We start from the raw sequence: 20,109 nt of genomic DNA, 5'->3' as shown, positions 1-20,109 counted from the left end.
TATCATGCTGCAATATTATTGCAATTGGTTAGGTATTATTATTATAAATGTCTAGTAGAAAAACACTACATGATATAGTTTTTTATATTGGTAATAATTTAAAAATAAAGCGTGTTAATCAATATATGTAGCATAAAAATATTCGTAAAACTAATATAATAGTTTAGTTATGAAAAAGAAACTTTTAGTGACCTCGATACTTCTTTGTGCTTTAAGTTTTATTCCTGAATTGTATGCCAAGGATGTTGGTGTGTATCTATCGAAGAGGGAAAAAGCAAGCTTCGCATCAGGGGCTGTAATCGGAGCAGTTGATTCTAATTTTTATACAAAATCAACAAAAAAGACTTTTGCTGCATCTGTTGTTTATAGCTTTAGTGATTTAAAGGCTGTTATTGCGAGCGGGGGAACACAAACGATTGAGATCTCCGGTAGTATTGTTATTACAGAGTCATTGGCTATACCTGATAATTCTAATTTCACATTTGATTTAAGTTCTCAGGCAGGTACGAATAGTGTTACTTTAGGTTCGTTTGCTAATGGAACTCTTCCTTTACTGTCTATAGGGGGGACAGGAACGGCTACAATTGATTTTGCTGGTTCTGTTCTTAGTACTGTTAGTACAATACCGATTTCGACATCAAATGGAGCGGGTAAGTTAACTGTTAAAAATGCTAAATTTTCCGGGTTTGGTGGTGGTTTTACCTATACAAATGGAACTGTAGAAGTTATCGGATGTACTTTTGAAGGTAATAATTTTACAGGAAGTGGAATAAAAGCAGCAAAAGTTATTTCGACAGACACTAATTACACATCAAATAGAAGTAGCACCGGATTTATTCAACTGTAAGTACTGTAGTTAATAATTCTGTTTTTGATTCTAACAACAGCCCTAAAGGTGTGATTTATAGCGATCTTGATGCAAATACAATTACTATTTCTTCAAATTCCTCTTTTTTAAATAATTTTTCATCTACAAATGGGGGGGTGATTTACAGTACTGCTGGTACAATTAATATTACTAATTCTACTTTTACTAGCAATTCTTGTCAAACAAACGGGGGAGCAATTTATGTGTCTGACCCGAGTATATTGTCTATGAATACAGTTACAATGACTGGTAATAGTGCAAGTACTGGGGTGATAAATTTTGAAGTACCAACTAATAGCTGCCTGACAAGCACTTATTCGAATATACAAAATGTAACTACAGATCCTGGTGTTACTTATGTTTATAACAATAATGACGTTTTTGTTAATTCTTATGTTACAATGACATATAATTACAATGGTGGATCCATTGGAAGCGGACCTATATTTTACTCATCTTCGGTTAAAGTAGTTAAGTGTGGGTATGTGGTAAAACCTGCTACTCCTACAAATACAGGATATACTTTGTTGGGTTGGACGAAAACTTTAAATGGTACGGATTTTTGGAATTTTAAAACAGACTTAACCCCGGATGCTGCTTTGAATAGCACGACACTCTATGCAAAATGGGAGTTGACAAGGTCTCAAGGATATTTGCAAGACGCAACAGTATTCATTGGAGGTGTAGATGTAAAAACGATATCTGGAGTTATAACAGACTTGTATACCGTTATTACTAATGGTACTACTGATTATACATATTATGCAATGTTACCAATTGGCACGACTAGTGTTGATATTAAACCTACCTTGTTTGATTCAACAGGTACATATAAGATGACTTATCAGTCACAGGCTCCAACTTCAGGAGTGACTACTGTAGTTGCAGGGGCTTTGACAAATACAACACAAACAGTACCTTTGCCAGATTATGTGCCTACACACGGTCAAGTTTATACACAAGTGAAGATTGAGGTTTTTCCATCTGATGGTGTTTCACCTTCCAGAACCTATACAATTTCCTTATATTCTTTACCGACTGTTCCAACATGGACAACAGATTTGAGCAATACTACTGACAACTATGTTTTGGAGGATGTAGTTACTCCTTTGACTGTTCAGGCTATTTCGAATTCATATTTAGGTGCAAATATCTCTTATCAGTGGTATTCTAACACAACGAATTCAACAACTGGTGCTGTTATCATTTCGGGTGCAACTTTAGCATCTTATAAGCCTAGTTCCGCAAGTGTAGGGACATTGTATTATTATTGTGTGGCTTATTCTAATGGATATAATGGGAAGAATTCTGCTTCTCTTTATAGTCAGATTCATACTGTTACGGTTGCTAATTCAACGACTTTGTTTAGTGAACTCCCTAATATTGATTATACGACGTATGGAACCGCTGCGAACCCTTTTATTATATCCAAGTTATCTGATGTGACAAAGATGTCGAAATATGTAAATGGTGCTGACCCAACTGCAGATCTTTCTGATATTTTGGCAAAGATGAACTTAACCTTGTCAAACTTTACATTGCTTGTGAGAAATGGTTATTATTCTTTGACTAATGATATTGATATGAGTGAGTTGACTGGGTATTTTATCCCAATTGGAAATGTCGCTGCAAATACGAGTAATGTATTTAAAGGAGACTTAAATGGTAATAATTATTCGATCAGAAACTTAAATTTTAGTGCAACAGACAGAACTGGTTTCTTTGGACAGATTGATGTAGGGGCTCATGTTTATAATATTACTGTGAATTCTACTGCTGTCCCACAGTCGGGATATACAGGTGTTTTAGTTGGAAAACTTACTGGAGGGACAATAAGTAATGCTACTGTATCTGGGAATTTTTCGAATGGCAATGGGGGTGCATTTGTTGGCGGAATGATAGGTCAAATGACGGGAGGTACAATTGAAAACAGTACCTCTCAAGTTAATGCGTCTTCTGCCAATTGCGCTGGGTTTGTCTACGATATGACTGGAGGTACTATTGATAATTGTAGCAGTGCGGGAAATTCAAGTGGACGTTTGAATGCTGCAGGTTTTGTTTATTTATTAGGCAATGGTACCATTAAAAACTCAAGCTCAAGTGGTTCTTCAAAAGCAGGAACAAATGGTAATGGTAATTCAGCTGCGGGATTTGTTTATCAGATGAATAGTGGTACGGTACAAAATTGTGTAAGAACTGGATCGATTGTTAGAGATGGGGGGAGCAGTTTTGGTAGTTTCATAATGTTTATGGCTGGGGGTACCATAGATGGTTGCAACACCAATTCAGCTATTCCTGGAGGTAATATTAATACTGGTAGTGGTTTTGCTTATAGTATGTCTGGTGGAACTATCAAGAATTCCTATTCTACTGCTGCTATTGCTACAATACCAAATATTGGAGGTTTTATCTATAATATGACTAATGGTACAATAGATAATTGCTATTATAAAGGAAATTTAACCACTTCGGGAGTAGCTGGTGGATTTGTTGAATTAGCTAGAGGAGGTACAATTAAAAATTGCTATTTTGAAGGTAATATTACAGCTTCTGCCGGAAATCGTAATGTAGGAGGGTTCGCTGCTCAGGCCGACATAAATCCATCGACAATAAAAGATTGCTATGCATTAGGTGCTGTAACTGGTAGAGGACAGACAGGTGGTTTTATTGCACAAAATGATAAAGCAGATATCAAACGAAGCTACATTAAAGGATCTGTGACAGGTCTTACCGGTGGGTATAATATTGGTGGTTTTGCGGGTTCAACTACGGCTTCTATGGAAAGTAATGCCGCAAGAATAACTAGTGTAACTGGACCTTCCAGTGGTTTTGTTGGAAAATTTTATGGGGCAGGTTCGGGTATCATAAAAGATTGTTATGTTGCTAAGGATGTATCTACAAGTGGTACGGCACCTCAAACTTTATCGTATCCGGTTACTTATACTCTTGCTCAATTAAACACAACTCCGCTTTTTGATGCAATTGATTATCCTAGCTATGTGATAAATGCTTCTCCTGTACCAGGAACATATTTGGATTTACCTGGAAATATAGTAACTTTATCTGATACTGGAGGCTACACTATATACTATACATTAGACGGAACTATTCCTGCTGTTAATCCTGTTGCTGGACCAAATGCATCAACTTTTGTTTATTCTGGACCAATAACAGTGCAATCAAACACAACAATTACTGCTGTTTCTTACGATGGGACAAATTTAGGACCTGTATCTGTATTACAATACATTGTAAGATCCAAGGATCCTAACTTGTCCGGTATTAGTACTGTTCCAGGAGGCGATGTAACGGGTTTTGATCCTAATACAAATACTTATAGTGTTACAGTGCCTTATGGAACAACATCAGTAAACGTGACTGGGACTGCAGTTGTGCCTGTCTCAACTGTAACTACAACTGGTGGAACTGCAACAGCAGGAGCTGGTTCAGGAACCATAGCTACTCCAACTGTTGGTACCGTGTATACGTCTACAATTCATGTTGTAGCTGATAATGTCAATTATTCAAAAGACTACACGGTAAACATAACGCAGCTTCCTGAAACCCCAGTTATTACAAATATCACCCCAGATACTCAAAATATTGTTACTGGTGATCCGGGAAGTCCAATAGTGCTTTCGGTTAATCCATTGACTACCACCGGTGTATTATCTTATCAATGGTATAGTAATAGTACTGCAACAAATACAGGTGGAGTGGCTATAGCTTCGGCGACAGGTATTAATTATACACTTCCAATACAATCTTGTCAAGGAGAGTATTATTATTATTGTATTGTAACCAATACAGATGGCCCGGTGGGAGCAAAACTTACGGCGACAGCGGTTTCACCAGTTGCAAAAGTAACATTCGTTGACACTATAAATCCAACCATTACAACTCCGGCTGATGTGACAGCTTCTGCTGATTCAGGATGTACGGCTACAGGGATGGTTTTAGGAACACCTGTAACGGCAGACAACTGTGGGGTTGCGACAGTAACAAATGATGCTCCGACTAGTTTCCCATTAGGAGATACAACTGTAACATGGACAGTAACTGATAACAGCGGCAACACTGCCACTGCAGTTCAGAAAGTAACATTAGTTGACACTATAAATCCAAGTATTACAGCTCCGGCTGATGTGACAGCTTCTGCTGATTCAGGATGTACCGCTACAGGGATGGTTTTAGGAACACCTGTAACGGCAGACAACTGTGGGGTTGCGACAGTAACAAATGATGCTCCGACTAGTTTCCCATTAGGAGATACAACTGTAACATGGACAGTAACTGATAACAGCGGCAACACTGCCACTGCAGTTCAGAAAGTAACGATTAATGATACTGCTGTGCCAACCATTACAGCTCCGGCTGATGTGACAGCTTCTGCTGATTCAGGATGTACAGCTACGGGGATTGTTTTAGGAATACCTGTAACGGCAGACAACTGTGGGGTTGCGACAGTAACAAATGATGCTCCGACTAGTTTCCCATTAGGAGATACAACAGTAACCTGGACAGTAACTGATAACAGCGGCAATATTGCCACTGCAGTTCAGAAAGTAACGATTAATGATACTGCTGTGCCAACCATTACAGCTCCGGCTGATGTGACAGCTTCTGCTGATTCAGGATGTACAGCTACAGGGATGGTTTTAGGAACACCTGTAACGGCAGACAACTGTGGGGTTGCGACTGTAACAAATGATGCTCCGACTAGTTTTGCATTAGGGGATACAACAATAACCTGGACAGTAACTGATAACAGCGGCAACACTGCCACTGCAGTTCAGAAAGTAACGATTAATGATACTGCTGTACCAACCATTACAGCTCCGGCTGATGTGACAGCTTCTGCTGATTCAGGATGTACCGCTACAGGGATGGTTTTAGGAACACCTGTAACGGCAGACAACTGTGGGGTTGCGACAGTAACAAATGATGCTCCGACTAGTTTCCCATTAGGAGATACAACTGTAACATGGACAGTAACTGATAACAGCGGCAACACTGCCACTGCAGTTCAGAAAGTAACATTAGTTGACACTATAAATCCAAGTATTACAGCTCCGGCTGATGTGACAGCTTCTGCTGATTCAGGATGTACCGCTACAGGGATGGTTTTAGGAACACCTGTAACGGCAGACAACTGTGGGGTTGCGACAGTAACAAATGATGCTCCGACTAGTTTCCCATTAGGAGATACAACAGTAACCTGGACAGTAACTGATAACAGCGGCAATATTGCCACTGCAGTTCAGAAAGTAACGATTAATGATACTGCTGTGCCAACCATTACAACTCCGGCTGATGTGACAGCTTCTGCTGATTCAGGATGTACCGCTACAGGGATTGTTTTAGGAATACCTGTAACGGCAGACAACTGTGGGGTTGCGACAGTAACAAATGATGCTCCGACTAGTTTCCCATTAGGAGATACAACAGTAACCTGGACAGTAACTGATAACAGCGGCAACACTGCCACTGCAGTTCAGAAAGTAACATTAGTTGACACTATAAATCCAACCATTACAGCTCCGGCTGATGTGACAGCTTCTGCTAATTCAGGATGTACCGCTACAGGGATGGTTTTAGGAACACCTGTAACGGCAGACAACTGTGGGGTTGCGACAGTAACAAATGATGCTCCGACTAGTTTCCCATTAGGAGATACAACTGTAACATGGACAGTAACTGATAACAGCGGCAATATTGCCACTGCAGTTCAGAAAGTAACGATTAATGATACTGCTGTGCCAACCATTACAGCTCCGGCTGATGTGACAGCTTCTGCTGATTCAGGAATTGTTTTAGCCCCCCCTGTAACGGCAGACAACTGTGGGGTAGCGACAGTAACAAATGATGCTCCAGCTAGTTTCCCATTAGGGAATACAATTGTAACATGGACAGTAACTGACAACAGTGGCAACACTGCAAAGGCTATCCAAATGGTAACAATTACTAAGGTGTCCTCTTTAACAGCTACAATTGCGCAAACAAATGTTTATTGTTATGGTGAGGCTAATGGCTTAGCTAGCGTTTTAACTACTGGAGGAACAGGTATATATTCATATAGTTGGAATACAGGAGAAACAGCAGCGACTATTGAGAATTTAAGTGTCGGAACTTATCATGTTACAGTAATGGACACAAAAGGATTACGAACAACAGCAGAAGTGACTATAACACAACCTGAAATATTATCAGCAAAGATTATAGGAGATGATGAGAGTTGCAGTGGATGTAAAAATGCTTCTGCAAATGTAGTAGTTACAGGGGGTACATTACCTTATACTTATATGTGGAGTACAGGAGGAACTACTGCTAGTATTAATAATCTAGCAGATGGAATTTATAATGTGAGAGTAATGGATGCTAATGGATGTATCGTTATTAGTGAAATTACGATAACTAAGCCAACGAAAGGTGATATTATAGAAATCTTCAATACCATTACGCCAAACGGAGATGGTATTAATGACGAATTTATCATAAAAGGAATAGAATACTATCCTAATAACAGACTTGAAATATACAATCGTTGGGGATTTAAGGTTTACGAAACTGAAAAGTATGGTCAAGAAGGAAACTATTTCCGTGGTATTTCAGAAGGAAAGGATACACTTAAAAAGAATGCTGGATTACCTATAGGAACATATTTCTATATTTTGAGGTATTCAGATGTTGAAGGAAAAGAGAAAGAGAAGTCTGGTTTTTTATATCTAGGAGGATAGGGGAATGTATGATGTAGTGTTGGTGATTAATTATTTCATATAAGATTAGCAGAAAACAACTTTTTATACTATTATCACAGTAAAAGAGACTAAACAATCTTTTTTTCTAGAGGGCACCTTAAAGTTTAGACAAATTTATAATTAAGTTTAATAAAAATGAGGTCGGTATTTAATCGAGCTCATTTCTTTAAAAAAAATGATTTAAATGAAAGTAGCTACAGTTTTATTTGAAAACAATTCTTTTATACGAGAAATCAATAATTTCAGTTCCAGTTAATTCTAAAACTGTCGCTTTACTAATGGTTGCTGTTGTTTATCCTTCAAAGGAATAAAATGATATTTCTGACTGGCGCTCGTTTGCAACGAGTGCCTACTTTCCTTATAAAACAAGTCATAGCGTTTGCAACGCAGATAACTACAATAGGAGTAACTTTACACAAGTATATTCCTGTTTTTTTATTACTTTTCTTTTAAAATCAATATATTTGAGAAAAAAGAATGTCTAAGAAATATAAAGTTATAGATAGTACAGTACCCACTTTTATTACCATAATAGTTATTGATTGGTTTGATTTGTTTGTGCGTCCTATTTACTGTAATATTTTAGACGAATCAGTTGAGGATCGTCATCAACGAGAATCTGAATAGGAACAACTGTTGAGAAGCGTTTCTGAATTTGAAGGTTTGAGCAATGATTCGAGAAATTTATTTCAACAAAACCAATGACTGAAAAACACACAAAATGATTTAAAAAATTTGAGTTTTCAAAGAGTAATAAACCAAGACTGTAAGTAACTTTAGTAAAAAATATTATTTTTATTTTCGTATATCTTTAAACATATTAGGAAATGCAAATCAGAACAGATGTGAGAGAAATATTAAGTTAAATCTCAGATGATCAACTTGATTTTTTTGCTCGAGAAACAATGGTTGATTGGAATGCTAAAAAATTAAAAAGCAAGGAATTATTTAAACTTTGTGTTTTTGGAGTTCTAAATGAAAATAGAGCTAGCTCTAGAGTGTTTGAGAATTTTTATGAAAATCATTTCTTTTGTAAATATGCTCAAATTCCTAAAGATAAAAGTGTTAGTCATAGTAGTATTGCAGAGAGAATAGAAAAATAAACGTTGGGTATTTTGAGAAATTATATCAGCATACTGTTACTGTCTTTCAGGATAAACTTAACGAAAAAGATAAAGCTAAATTAAGTTTATACGACTCAACAATTACAAGTTTATCAGCTTCTCTATTGAGTTTTGGAATGCAAAATGGACAAAAGAACAAAAAAGGCGAACAAGGAAAAAATAGTATAAAATTCACGATTGGCTTTAGTGAGCTGCCTTTTAATGTCAAGTTTCACAAAGATCAAAAGATGATTAGTGAGGATTTGGCTTTAGGAAATATTCTAGAAGAACACATAGCCAATAAAAAAGATATTGCAGTTTTTGACAGGGGAATGAAGGATAGAAAGACAATGGTTGAACTCTCCAATGATGATAAGTATTTTGTGACCCGAATTTATAAATCATCTAAATATGAAGTAGATAAAGGTAGTAAAGTAACTCTATTAGATTTTGAAAATGAAATCCTTAAACTAACAAGACATAGCAAGGTTTACCTTTATGCTAATCAAAAGAAGACTAAAATAGTTTTTAGATTAGTTGAGGGGATATTAAAATCTGATGGAGAAAAAATATTGTTTTTAAGCAATTTACCTGAAGATGAATTTACAGCAAATCAAATAGCTGAAATTTACAAAAGACGTTGGGATATTGAGCGTTTCTTTAGATTCATAAAACAAGAATTGAATTTTAAACACTATTTTTCAAGACAGTGGAACGGAATTCAAGTAATGATTTACATTATTTTAATTGCATCAATATTACTTTTGAGTTACATAAAACTCAATCAATTAAAAGGATATAAAATCCCCAAAATGTCATTTTGTAATCAATTGCAAAATGACATTATTCAACAAGTAGTAATACATTGTGGTGGAGATCCTGCTAAATTAGAAACATTTAATACATGAAACCAAGTTCCTTACAGCGTTGCTTCTTGAACTCTAAAATATCTTTTTTCTATATTTGACATAGATATTGGTTATTTACCGATTTCCAGATACTGAATTTCAGAATCTGGATAAATATCCATTCAATGTTTTTTACTTCAAATAATTGCACCGAACGGATTGATAATAATAACGAAATTTAAGTTTTTAATATTCCTAGCAATTTGTATTTACTAATTATATATTTTTTGGTTTTTGAACATAATTGTATCATCCATATCTGATAATTACTATACAATAAACTATTTTAATTTTGTATTACTAGCTATTCTTTTAGGCGGTATTTATTTTCCAATTAGAACTCTAAAAGAATTTAAAAAATAAAGTTTGCTTTTAGAATACTTTGATTCATTACTGTTGGTGAAAATTTATATGGACAAAACAATATCATCAATATTAGTATATGTAAAAAGTAACATCACTTGTTTTTGGGAGACTACTTTTTTATTTTGAAGTTATAAAGACTCAGAATTAATTTTATAAGGGACTCTTATTTAAAACTTGACTGAATTAAAGCTGTTGTATTTACTAGATTAGTTGAAAGAAAATACAAAATCAAAAAAAATGTTTATAGGGGTATTTCAATTTTTAGCGTATTAAGTATATGACAGTGCAGAAGGCACTGCCAAACTTTAAATATTTAATAACTAAAATTAATTACAAAGATGAAAAAAACAATCATTTTATGTGCAATTCTAATAGCTTTCAGTAAAATCATTGTAAATGCACAAGAAATCAATAAGCACGAAATACACGTAAACTATAGTGATGGCTTACCAATTTCTTTTATAGATAATTTTTCGTCTGCATTATCGTCTGCTATTCTAGAACAAAAAAACAGTTCGGAATCAAAATCTTTCGGAAATATTGGATTGGGTTATAAATATCAAATCTCTGAACGAATAAGGATAGGTGGAGATATTGCATATCAACAAGAACAAACTGATTTTATGGACAAGAACAAAAAAATTATCGGAAAAAAAACCAGTCACTATTTTATTGCAATGCCAACGGTTACGTTTTCCTATGTAAAAACTCCTTGGTTAGATTTTTATGGTAGAACTTCCGCAGGTGTTATTATGGAGCGCTATTCACAAGCATTAGAGAATAATACTCATTATCAAGATAATAATATAGATTTTGCTTTTCAGGTTAATCCTGTAGGCATACGCGTAGGTAATAAATTTGGTGCATTTGCAGAATTAGGTTATGGATCTATGGGATTTGGTACTATTGGACTAAACTATATGTTTTAGAGCCAAAAGCAATTAATAAAACTAAAAAGTCTCAAAATGCATTAGAACTCTTTTTAAATGGCTGAAAATTCACTTAAGTAATATTATTCAGTCATTTATTTTTATTATTCAAATATAAATTGGATTTTTTAATTCCGTGTACATTCAAACTTTTATCGCTAAAAAAATAATTACTTTATTACCAGGCAGATCATTGAATCTCAAAACTCACTCTAACTCTATAATAAAAAACGCACAGAATTACTGTAATGAGTAACTTAATTTGGTTTAGTAAAAGTACGTTGTTTAATTATTTCTAACTCTTATTGATTATTTTTTTAGATAGTATTTTAATATTTATTTTATAATGTGTTATAATGGATGAAGATCAAAAACACTTTAAACAATTATTTTATGAGCTTTACGAGCCCCTTTGCAATTATGCATTTAGGTATCTACGTGATAGGGATCACAGTGAAGATATAGTGCAGGAAATCATGATGAAAATATGGGAAACCCAAAAAGATCTTTTTACGGATAATAGTCTGAAATATTATATTTACGTTGCTGTTAAGAATAAGTGTATATCCTCTTTCAGGAAAAAAATTTATATGCTTGACATTGATAAGATAAGTACTGATATTGCCGATGAAATATATGAGATCGAACCATCAAAGGATATTGATGAGCTTATAGAAAGTGCCTTTAAGGGAATTCCTCCAAAGTGTCTTGAAATCTTTAAACTCAGCCGGATTGAAAACTTAAGTTATAAACAAATCGCCGAAAAGTTAGACATATCGATAAAAACAGTAGAAAATCAGATGGGTAAGGCCATCAAGCATATACGTGAGTTTATTAAACATCATCCTATTTTAACTATTTTAGTTGGTGGTTTAATTACAATATTACTAAGAGATCTCAAAGAATTTGTTTTTTATTTAAAAGTGATATAAGAATGGATAATCAAAATATCAATGCATCATTGGCTAGACATTTTTCCGGTGAAACTACACCTTATGAAGAGTCTATTGTGCTAACCTGGATAAAAGACAATAAGGAAGAATATATTTCTCTGAAAGTATTTTTTGCAGAAAACCAACAATTAGATCAGCCTCAGTTATTTTCTGTCGATATGGCCTGGAAAAATATAGTACCCAATTTATTACCTGCAAAACCTACTGTATTTCAGTTATACAGAAGATATGGATACGCAGCTTCTGTTGCGATATTGATATTGTTAGCAACTTTAGTCTTTTTTTATAATAATTCGGAAATAATTATTAAAACAGCTGATGCACAGGTAAAAAACATCAAACTAAGTGATGGATCTTTAGTTACACTCAACGAACACTCAAGCATTTCTTACAAAAACTCTTTTTGGGCAAGACGTACCGTTAGGTTAAATGGAGAAGCATTCTTTAAAGTAAAACATGATGCAAACCGACCTTTTACCGTCAATACAGATAGCATGACAGTAAATGTTTTAGGTACATCTTTTGTTGTCCAAACTACAGCAAAGAAAAAATTAGTGGCAGTAATTAAAGGAAAAGTATCTGTTAGTTCCTCTACGGTCAAACAAACTGTTATTTTGGAAAAGAAACAAGCGGTTTACTTGAGTGCCAACAAGTTCATTAAACAAAATTACGATGATAAAAACTTACTTTCGTGGAAAACAAAGCAACTTTCTTTTAAGAACGCACCACTTCAAAAAGTATTTGAAGACCTTGAAAAATGTTATCATATTAAAATACGTGTGATTGGTAATATACCCGAATCATGCACAATAACTACCAATTTTGAGAAAGAATCAATGAAAGAAGTACTGGAAGAATTCCATTTATTATTTGGACTAAATTATATTCAAAAAAACAATGTCATTTATGTAAAAGACATATCTTGTTATTGATAAAATGTTATGAAAAATTGGGTAACGATTCTGTCTTTTAGTATTCTAGTTTTTTACAATGAATCTGTACAGGCACAAAAAATAGATCTTATGGAAAAAAAGATCAAGGTTGGAATAGAAAATGATAGCATTGGTGGCTTTTTATCTACAATTATATCACAAGGTGTAAACTTATCTCTAAGCAATAACAAACTTAACCTTAAAAAAATAATAATCATCAAGAAAGGAGTTTATAAGGTAAGAACACTTTTAGATTTACTTTTTATACAAGAGCCAGTAAAGTTTCTTGAAACAAATAACAAAATTATTATATATAATGTTCCAAAAACGCCCCATCAATTTACGCTCAGCGGTTTTGTATATGCAGGTAACAGTAAAGAAGCACTTCCGAGTGCCATGGTACGGGTTTTAAATTCAGATATCGCTGTTTATTGCAATGATTATGGGTATTATACCATTGAATTACCTGAAAAAACACACATTATACAGGTAAGTTATACCGGCTATGCTTCTCAAATAGATACACTATTAGTAAATAATGCAATTAAAAAAAATTTTAATCTAAAAATGGGATTATTCCTTGCTCCTGTAGAAGTTAAAGCCTCTAAAAATGCTTTCAATAAGGATTATAATGTATTAAGTACACGATCTATTAACTCTCTCCCCTTTTTAATGGGGCAATCGGACCCACTTAAACTCCTAACACTAAAAGCAGGTGTGAATGGCTCTCGTTTAAATGTAAGAGGAGGAACAAGTGACCAGAATCTGGTTTTATTAGATCAAGTGCCCATATATAACTACAATCATTTTACTGGGTTATTATCAATTTTCGACACAGCGGCCATTACGCAGATAAACTTTTTCAAGGGTGGCTTCCCTGCTCGTTACGAAGGCAGACTATCTTCCGTTATCGATATCAAAACAAAAGATGGAGACATGCGAGAATACCATGGAGTGATGGATATTGGTATATTAACCGGGACTGCCATGATTGAAGGCCCTATTATAAAAGACAAAGCATCCTTTATGGTCAGCGCAAGAAGAAGCTGGATTGATGGTTTATTCAGCTTGGCTGACCCTAGTATAGATTTAAAATATCGCCTCTATGATGTGTATTTTAAAGTTAATTATGTCCTTGATCCTTCAAGTAGAATCTATCTTGGCGCATATACAGGCGGGGATCTTATAAATATAAAAATCTTTGACCCATCACCAAAACTAACATGGAATAACAGAACTCTTTCTTTGCGTTGGAATAAAGTACACAGCCCTAAGTTATTCCATAATTCCTTTTTTTTGCTAAGCAACTATAATAACCAGTTTGCAAATCAATATAATGAGGAGACAAGAAGTTTTAGTATTACAGATCTTGGTATTGAAAATAACCTGAGTTATTATTGGTCACAATTGCTAAGTACCACGGCAGGTTTAGGGGGTAATTTAACCCGTTTTATTGATAAAAATACAGATACTAACAAATTAACAAAGGTTGTGCATCTGAAAGCTTATATTGATAATGATATAAAACTTTCGAATAAATTTCACATCAAAGCCGGCTTGCACTATGGAGCGTTTATAACTCAAAATAAAACCTATCATTCTTTTCAACCACGCACAAGTCTTATTTATCAACCAAATTCTTTCAATAGTTTTTTTTTATCATATTCTACAATGGAACAGTTTTATCATCAGATTGTTACAAATGCATATGCCCTTCCCTCCGATTTACGTATGCCAAGCTCGGATCAGATGCCGCCAGAAAAATCAATTATTTATGAATTAGGATACGAAAAATCATTCGGTAACTTTGGATATGTCAAACTACAATTATTCAAAAAAAATCTTTATAATATTTTGATGTACCAACCCAGTTATAATAGCTTGAATGATGGTGAAACGGAACCCATTTTAATTGGAAATGGCAATTCTAAAGGTTTTGAACTCGAATATACCAACCATTTTAAAAAAGTGAATATACAGGCTTCCTATACTCTTGGACGATCAATGATGCAATTCAAAACAGTAAATAATGGCAATCCATTTCGCTCTCCAAACGATATAACAAATAAAATAAGTGGCGCAATTACTTGGAATATAAGTTCGAGATGGGAAATATCAGGAATGTTTAATTATAGTTCAGGAATGTTAATCTCTGCACCAGGTTCTTTTATATACGATGATAAAAAAGATAGCTATCCACTAGCCGCAAATGAAAGTAGTGATGTTCAGGTGCCTTATAATTATCGGTTACCGGATAATTACAATATAGATATCGGCGTTGTAAAAAACAAAACATTTCGATCTGGTAACTCTGCTAAATTACATTTTGGTGTTAATAATCTGATAGGAAGATCAGTACCTTTTCTCATTAATACCTCTTTGAATGATGGTATTTTTTATTTAGACCAAGCAAAAATGTTTAAATATTTTCCTTATATTGGATATACTTATACATTCTAAGCAAGAATATCTTTTATAACCTCATTAAAAATTTTATAGTGACGCTCTAAGGTTCTGTCGCATCTGTCAGAATCAAATATAAGAATGTAAGTAATTTAAAAGTTAGCCTGCCAATTTATAGAATGATTTAAACATAGTTATCTCTGGACTAATCATCTGATTCTTTCTTAGCATATACAAAACTTCAATTCCACTCAAGGTTCGTTTGGCCGATTCAAAACTTTTAAAGCCTAATGCGTTTTGTATGCGCCATTTGATAAAACGATGATCCTGTTCTACAATATTGTTGAGATATTTACACTGTCTGATTTTAATCTTTGAGAACGAACGTTTGTTATATACTTTGATCGCTGCAGTATTAGAACCGCTTTTATCAATGTTTATTACTCTTGGCCTGCAGTTGTTACTAATTGCTTTAATTAGAAAAGACTGAGTGCTCATTCTCTGTCTTTTTCTGGTCAAAAGAAAGTCTACTGTATTGCCTAATTTATCTACTGCTTTATATAAATAACACCAAATACTTTTACTTTGATATAGGTCACATCTAATCTCCAGCTCTCTCCCACTCTACCTTTTCTCTTCTTCCTCTCTGACTCCAGCAAAGGGGTAAACTTATAAACCCAAGACTGAATCGTAGCATGCCCCACAAGCACTCCTCTAATTTTCATTATTTCCTCAACATCACGGTAATTAAGTGTAAATCTTAATTTGAAATATACTCCCCTGAAGAAGTATGTGTTTTGGATCACAATGCCCTCCAGTGTTCCTTTTTTGATCGCTTTACAATCCTAAAGATAAAAGTTATTCCCAGATGCGACAGCACCCCTTTGAGTTGTTTTAAACCAATATACTCCTTCATATTCCAATAAGATAAATATCTCTGTATTGATTCATCCAGAGTGAATCTTATAGTCTCAGCCATTAAACTAAAAATAAATATTAAAAACTAGAAAGCATATTTATAAATAACTCCTGCTGTAAACGAGCGGGTTAATCCATCGGGTCTGACTTCTCTAACTAAAAATGGAGTGGCAAACGATAATTCAATACTATTTTTAGTATTAATAACGTAAGATCCTATCAAGTTTCCATTGATTGTCAGTCCTTCTGATCCATTAATTTTATTCCTTTCTCCGAAAATTGTTTCGTAGCTGTCTTCTCCCAAATGATAAATAAATAGCACGTTAGGCTTAAAGGTTAATTTCTTGCTAAGCTCTTTTACCGTGTAAAAAATCCTGAATAAAGCATCTGCTTTTCTTTCAAATAAATTGGTCGATACAAAGTCGTCTGAAGACGAATACTCATCAAAATATGAATTCTTATTATTATTAATTACCGGTAATTGAAATGAGGCATTAAAGCCCCAGTTGTTATACTGATAATCCACTCCAACAATAAGGTCATAAGTTCCTAAACTTGCCTGATAATCCATCGGTAAAGGAGTATTATTAATTTTTAAATTAGAACTCGAAAAAGGAAATTTAATCCCAAGGGTACTGCTCCACTGACTGCTATGTTTACTCTTAAACACATAATTACCAACTAGATAAGCATCTCCGAATTGACCTCTGGTACCAAAACCTCCTGTAGCCTGTGAATAGGTTACTCTTCCACTAAGTGAAAACTGATTGGTAAGATTACGTTTATAAAGTAAATAAGGTGAAATGTAACTTAGATCAGCCTCACCTTTTCCAAATATAGTACCAACTTCGACCATACTTTTGAATTCTTTTGTCTCAATTGCAAAATTATTCCCAACTGAGCAAATTCCGGCATCACTACAGCCCTGTGCATACGCCAATACATTTAAAAAACTAAAACAAAACAAGAACTGATACTTTTTCATAAGATAGAATTTAATTTAGCAATAGCGAAAAGATGGTTATACTGCTGACAGTGAATCAAAACATACTTGTAAGTACTCAGGTCTACTCCCTCAGGAATGATATAAGTCCTAACAGAGTCAAGCGCTCCTAAATTTATATATTCATTTGGCGAGTCTGAGGTAGACAAATAAACTTTAAGATCGGGCCCATTCGAAATTGAAAAGTTCGATAACTCAAGCTTTTTTTCTCCATTGACCTTATAGATGTTAACCCTACCACTTACAGTGATGCCTCCTTGAGGTTCAAAGAGACCATTAGCAATCAAATCACCTTTAGACAACTCGGTTTTGTCCGGATTTTTTTGGGACAAATCATTTTCTATTTCACAAGATGTGAAACAAAATAAAATTGGAATTAAGAATAAATAATTTTTCATACATTTTTTTTTCAAATGTATGAATCAAAGAAAAATTGTTTTGTCCGCTACTTTACATTTACGCCAATTTAATTGACACAATAATAGTACCCCAAACATTTAGTAATTCACCCCAAAGTTGTAGACCGTTTTCGATATGCTTAAGCAATAAAAAACAGTCATAACCACCTGTTATACTGAACATTAAAACTTGTGTTTTTAATTAAAAAAACTAGTCAACTGCGGTAAAATAATATTGCTACGCAAAAATAAATCAAGTCGTATGGAAAAATTACACCAGCTCGAAGAAGAAGAAGAAGAAGAAGAAGAAGAAGAAGAAGAAGAAGAAAAGATAGAACTCGAAATAGTTGCCAGGGAAAATGGTCTTCCAACAGACTAAGTACTCAGGAAGGGCAAAAATATCGTATTTGCTGTGATAACAATCAGTTCTAGACCGACTTGGTTAACAAAAACAACTCCAAAGGGTTTCTTCAATATTCTGTCCTATATTGTATGGCAACGGGTGAAAGAACCTTGAAAGCTGTTTCAACTACATTTTTGGCGAAGTCAAAAAAACAGGATTATGTGCCTTTGACAATCAGGAAATCTTTGATATGGCTATCAAATACTATACCTATGATAGTATTGCAACACCTGTTCCCATGAACTGTAGAGCCGTCGTAAATCGGCCTGTGAAGGCTGATTTATTTACTCCCGTGCCCGATGTTCCGCAAAAAATAGAGCAGAAAGCAGAGGTAATAAATACTCCGAAATCGGTACAGACCACCTTAACACTATTTGACCTATGATACCCAAGACCATTATAGAAAAACAGATAGCTGACCTCAGCAGCACGCTCAAACCGATTAACGAGCAGGTGCACGCTTGGGCAGAAAAAAGCATTTTCCTTAAATGAGGCGTGCTCTCCCGTGGAAAATTTCACTGTTTGGAATGTGCCCATTCTTGGAACCCCGAAACGCAGCCTAAGTCCTGTGATAAATTTGTAAAATGTACCACCTGACATGGGAAACTCAAAATACAGGGATGCAATCAGGTACATTTCAGAGAAATGGAATACTTTGTCGTTTTAGACGTATGTCAAGGACATCAAATCGTACGCATCATTTGTTCACATAAACTCATGAAAAAGAATTATACTCCGACGTATTCTAACAAAGAAGTCATGCAACATTGGATAAACCCAAAAGGCGAAGTCCATACCATGTCCCTTAGCACTAATGTTTTTTCACCTGCTTATGATGCGTGGCAATACTATTCCGCTCTTGAAATCAGCCCAAAGGATTTTCAGAACTCCTAGAAATACCGAATCAATCCGTACAAGTTGTATCCTCATATAAAAATACTCCCTATCCTAAAAAGAAACGGATTTAAAACAAGCGTTTACGATATCACTCCGCAGATTCTTTTTACTGCTCTTTTAAAAAATTCCATTGTGGAGACGATTTTAAAAGCCAAACAAACTTGCCTATCACCTACAATCACCACATCAGGAGATTATCCGTAATTGGCAAGCCGTAAAAATTTGCTTAAAAAAATTTATATTATTACAGATTACAGTGTTTGGAGGATTATATTACACTGCTTCAATGGTCAAAAAAAGACCTCAACTGCCCAGCTTTTGCCTGTCCTGAAAATCTAAACGCATCGCATGATAAACTTCTCGCTAAAAAAAGAGAATTACAAAGAAAAAAATACCTTTTGAAAATGCGCGCTGAAACCCTAAAAGCACAAAAAGTATACCTGAAAAATAAAAAGATTTCTTTGGATTGTACTTTACAAATGAAAACTTGACTATTACAGTTTTGGAGAATGTACAGGATTTTATGGAAGAGGGAGATACATTACATCACTGCATCTTTAGCAATGAGTATTTAAAAAAAAAGATTCTCTGTTTTTTTTCTGCTCAAATAGATAATAAACCTATTGAATCTATAGAGGAATCACTTTCTAAAATGAAAATAGCTCAATGTCGAGGTATGAAAAATAGTAAATCAAAGCATCATAAAATTATTTTAAATCTAATGAAAAAAAATCTTTACCAAATTCGTTCATGAATGAATAAAAATAAAGCTATAAAATCCTAAAAGCTGAAAACTGAAGAAATTTCGGTCTTTCAGCTTGCCATTACTGTACACATTACAATAGATCAAAACTTTCTCTGAAGTACCAGAGTTAAACTTTATCATCTAATAGACATAACCTAAGATTTATATTTTAGTAAAAACTTAATGAACAGGCGTATATTTTGTGATTTTTTGATTAATTTTTCCAAATATAGATTTACCATCTCTATCGTGCATTTCTATTGCTACTATATCACCAAATTTCAAAAAAGGCGTCGTTATTACTCCTTTATCTATCATTTCCAAACATATGATTTCGGCTATACAACTAGATCCGCTGGCCGCCCCATTATTAGCAACGGTCCTGGAACCAATTATCCATCCTGCTATCAGAGAATGAGTTTTAGCTGCATGTCCAATTAATTGTCAAAAATCAAAAATCATTGCCTAAGTTATCTACAGCCCTATATAAATAACGTCAAATACCTTTTACTATGATACAGATCT

14 protein-coding genes are annotated in these 20,109 nt (G+C 34.4%); 11 read left to right on the top strand and 3 right to left on the bottom strand.

Features of this window, described 5'->3' with window-relative positions; translation table 11 throughout:
* Positions 1-169: 169 nt before the first annotated feature.
* From AC3IPI_RS12290 to AC3IPI_RS12255, 8 genes are all read left to right on the top strand, one after another.
* Positions 170-847 carry a hypothetical protein gene (locus AC3IPI_RS12290; RefSeq protein ID WP_489159202.1) on the top strand — a complete coding sequence of 226 codons (678 nt, stop codon included), beginning with the start codon at positions 170-172 and terminating at the stop codon, positions 845-847.
* A gap of 50 nt (positions 848-897) precedes the next feature.
* Positions 898-7,605 (top strand): HYR domain-containing protein, encoded by a 6,708-nt coding sequence (locus AC3IPI_RS12285; RefSeq protein WP_489159201.1) that lies wholly within the window; start codon positions 898-900, stop codon positions 7,603-7,605.
* A gap of 926 nt (positions 7,606-8,531) precedes the next feature.
* Positions 8,532-8,729: a hypothetical protein gene (locus tag AC3IPI_RS12280; protein ID WP_489159200.1), complete on the top strand. Its 198-nt coding sequence runs from the start codon at positions 8,532-8,534 to the stop codon at positions 8,727-8,729.
* On the top strand, positions 8,726-9,637 hold the full coding sequence (locus AC3IPI_RS12275) for a transposase (protein ID WP_489159234.1): 912 nt from the start codon (positions 8,726-8,728) through the stop codon (positions 9,635-9,637). Before AC3IPI_RS12280 ends, AC3IPI_RS12275 begins: the two co-directional genes overlap by 4 nt.
* A gap of 704 nt (positions 9,638-10,341) precedes the next feature.
* Positions 10,342-10,932, top strand: a complete 591-nt coding sequence (locus tag AC3IPI_RS12270; protein ID WP_489159199.1) for a hypothetical protein — start codon at positions 10,342-10,344, stop codon at positions 10,930-10,932.
* Positions 10,933-11,288: 356 nt separating this feature from the next.
* Positions 11,289-11,864, top strand: a complete 576-nt coding sequence (locus AC3IPI_RS12265; protein ID WP_489159198.1) for an RNA polymerase sigma-70 factor — start codon at positions 11,289-11,291, stop codon at positions 11,862-11,864.
* A 2-nt stretch (positions 11,865-11,866) separates the two neighbouring features.
* Positions 11,867-12,817: a FecR family protein gene (locus AC3IPI_RS12260; RefSeq protein WP_489159197.1), complete on the top strand. Its 951-nt coding sequence runs from the start codon at positions 11,867-11,869 to the stop codon at positions 12,815-12,817.
* A 90-nt stretch (positions 12,818-12,907) separates the two neighbouring features.
* On the top strand, positions 12,908-15,277 hold the full coding sequence (locus AC3IPI_RS12255) for a TonB-dependent receptor (RefSeq protein WP_489159196.1): 2,370 nt from the start codon (positions 12,908-12,910) through the stop codon (positions 15,275-15,277).
* Positions 15,278-15,379: 102 nt separating this feature from the next.
* Here AC3IPI_RS12255 and AC3IPI_RS12250 read toward each other — a convergent pair whose 3' ends face one another.
* The 3 genes from AC3IPI_RS12250 to AC3IPI_RS12240 all read right to left on the bottom strand — a co-directional run bounded on the left by AC3IPI_RS12250 (position 15,380) and on the right by AC3IPI_RS12240 (position 17,539).
* Positions 15,380-15,796: an IS6 family transposase gene (locus AC3IPI_RS12250; RefSeq protein ID WP_489159233.1), complete on the bottom strand. Its 417-nt coding sequence runs from the start codon at positions 15,794-15,796 to the stop codon at positions 15,380-15,382.
* A 427-nt stretch (positions 15,797-16,223) separates the two neighbouring features.
* On the bottom strand, positions 16,224-17,123 hold the full coding sequence (locus AC3IPI_RS12245) for a hypothetical protein (RefSeq protein WP_489159195.1): 900 nt from the start codon (positions 17,121-17,123) through the stop codon (positions 16,224-16,226).
* Positions 17,120-17,539: a DM13 domain-containing protein gene (locus tag AC3IPI_RS12240; protein ID WP_489159194.1), complete on the bottom strand. Its 420-nt coding sequence runs from the start codon at positions 17,537-17,539 to the stop codon at positions 17,120-17,122. The genes AC3IPI_RS12245 and AC3IPI_RS12240 overlap by 4 nt, the downstream gene beginning before the upstream one ends.
* A gap of 533 nt (positions 17,540-18,072) precedes the next feature.
* Between AC3IPI_RS12240 and AC3IPI_RS12235 the strand changes: the two genes are divergently transcribed.
* The 3 genes from AC3IPI_RS12235 (at position 18,073) to AC3IPI_RS12225 (ending at position 19,593) form a co-directional block, all read left to right on the top strand.
* Positions 18,073-18,327 (top strand): Cas9 inhibitor AcrIIA9 family protein, encoded by a 255-nt coding sequence (locus tag AC3IPI_RS12235; protein WP_489159232.1) that lies wholly within the window; start codon positions 18,073-18,075, stop codon positions 18,325-18,327.
* Between the two features lie 772 nt (positions 18,328-19,099).
* Positions 19,100-19,330: a PcfJ domain-containing protein gene (locus AC3IPI_RS12230; protein WP_489159193.1), complete on the top strand. Its 231-nt coding sequence runs from the start codon at positions 19,100-19,102 to the stop codon at positions 19,328-19,330.
* A complete protein-coding gene (locus tag AC3IPI_RS12225; RefSeq protein ID WP_489159192.1) occupies positions 19,306-19,593 on the top strand; it encodes a PcfJ domain-containing protein in 288 nt (95 codons plus the stop codon). The genes AC3IPI_RS12230 and AC3IPI_RS12225 overlap by 25 nt, the downstream gene beginning before the upstream one ends.
* The last annotated feature ends 516 nt before the right edge of the window (positions 19,594-20,109 follow it).

The organism is Flavobacterium sp. GL_143 (genome assembly GCF_057834355.1).
Note: the sequence above shows the minus strand (reverse complement) of the source record. Positions and strands in the feature narration are given on the sequence as shown.

Bases quoted from the DNA above. Each gene is read 5' to 3' on its own strand.
- AC3IPI_RS12280 (WP_489159200.1), top strand. From the start codon at position 8,532: ATGGTTGATTGGAATGCTAAAAAATTAAAAAGCAAGGAATTATTTAAA.
- AC3IPI_RS12265 (WP_489159198.1), top strand. From the start codon at position 11,289: ATGGATGAAGATCAAAAACACTTTAAACAATTATTTTATGAGCTTTAC.
- AC3IPI_RS12255 (WP_489159196.1), top strand. From the start codon at position 12,908: ATGGAAAAAAAGATCAAGGTTGGAATAGAAAATGATAGCATTGGTGGC.
- AC3IPI_RS12270 (WP_489159199.1), top strand. From the start codon at position 10,342: ATGAAAAAAACAATCATTTTATGTGCAATTCTAATAGCTTTCAGTAAA.
- AC3IPI_RS12260 (WP_489159197.1), top strand. From the start codon at position 11,867: ATGGATAATCAAAATATCAATGCATCATTGGCTAGACATTTTTCCGGT.
- AC3IPI_RS12245 (WP_489159195.1), bottom strand. From the start codon at position 17,123: ATGAAAAAGTATCAGTTCTTGTTTTGTTTTAGTTTTTTAAATGTATTG.
- AC3IPI_RS12240 (WP_489159194.1), bottom strand. From the start codon at position 17,539: ATGAAAAATTATTTATTCTTAATTCCAATTTTATTTTGTTTCACATCT.
- AC3IPI_RS12290 (WP_489159202.1), top strand. From the start codon at position 170: ATGAAAAAGAAACTTTTAGTGACCTCGATACTTCTTTGTGCTTTAAGT.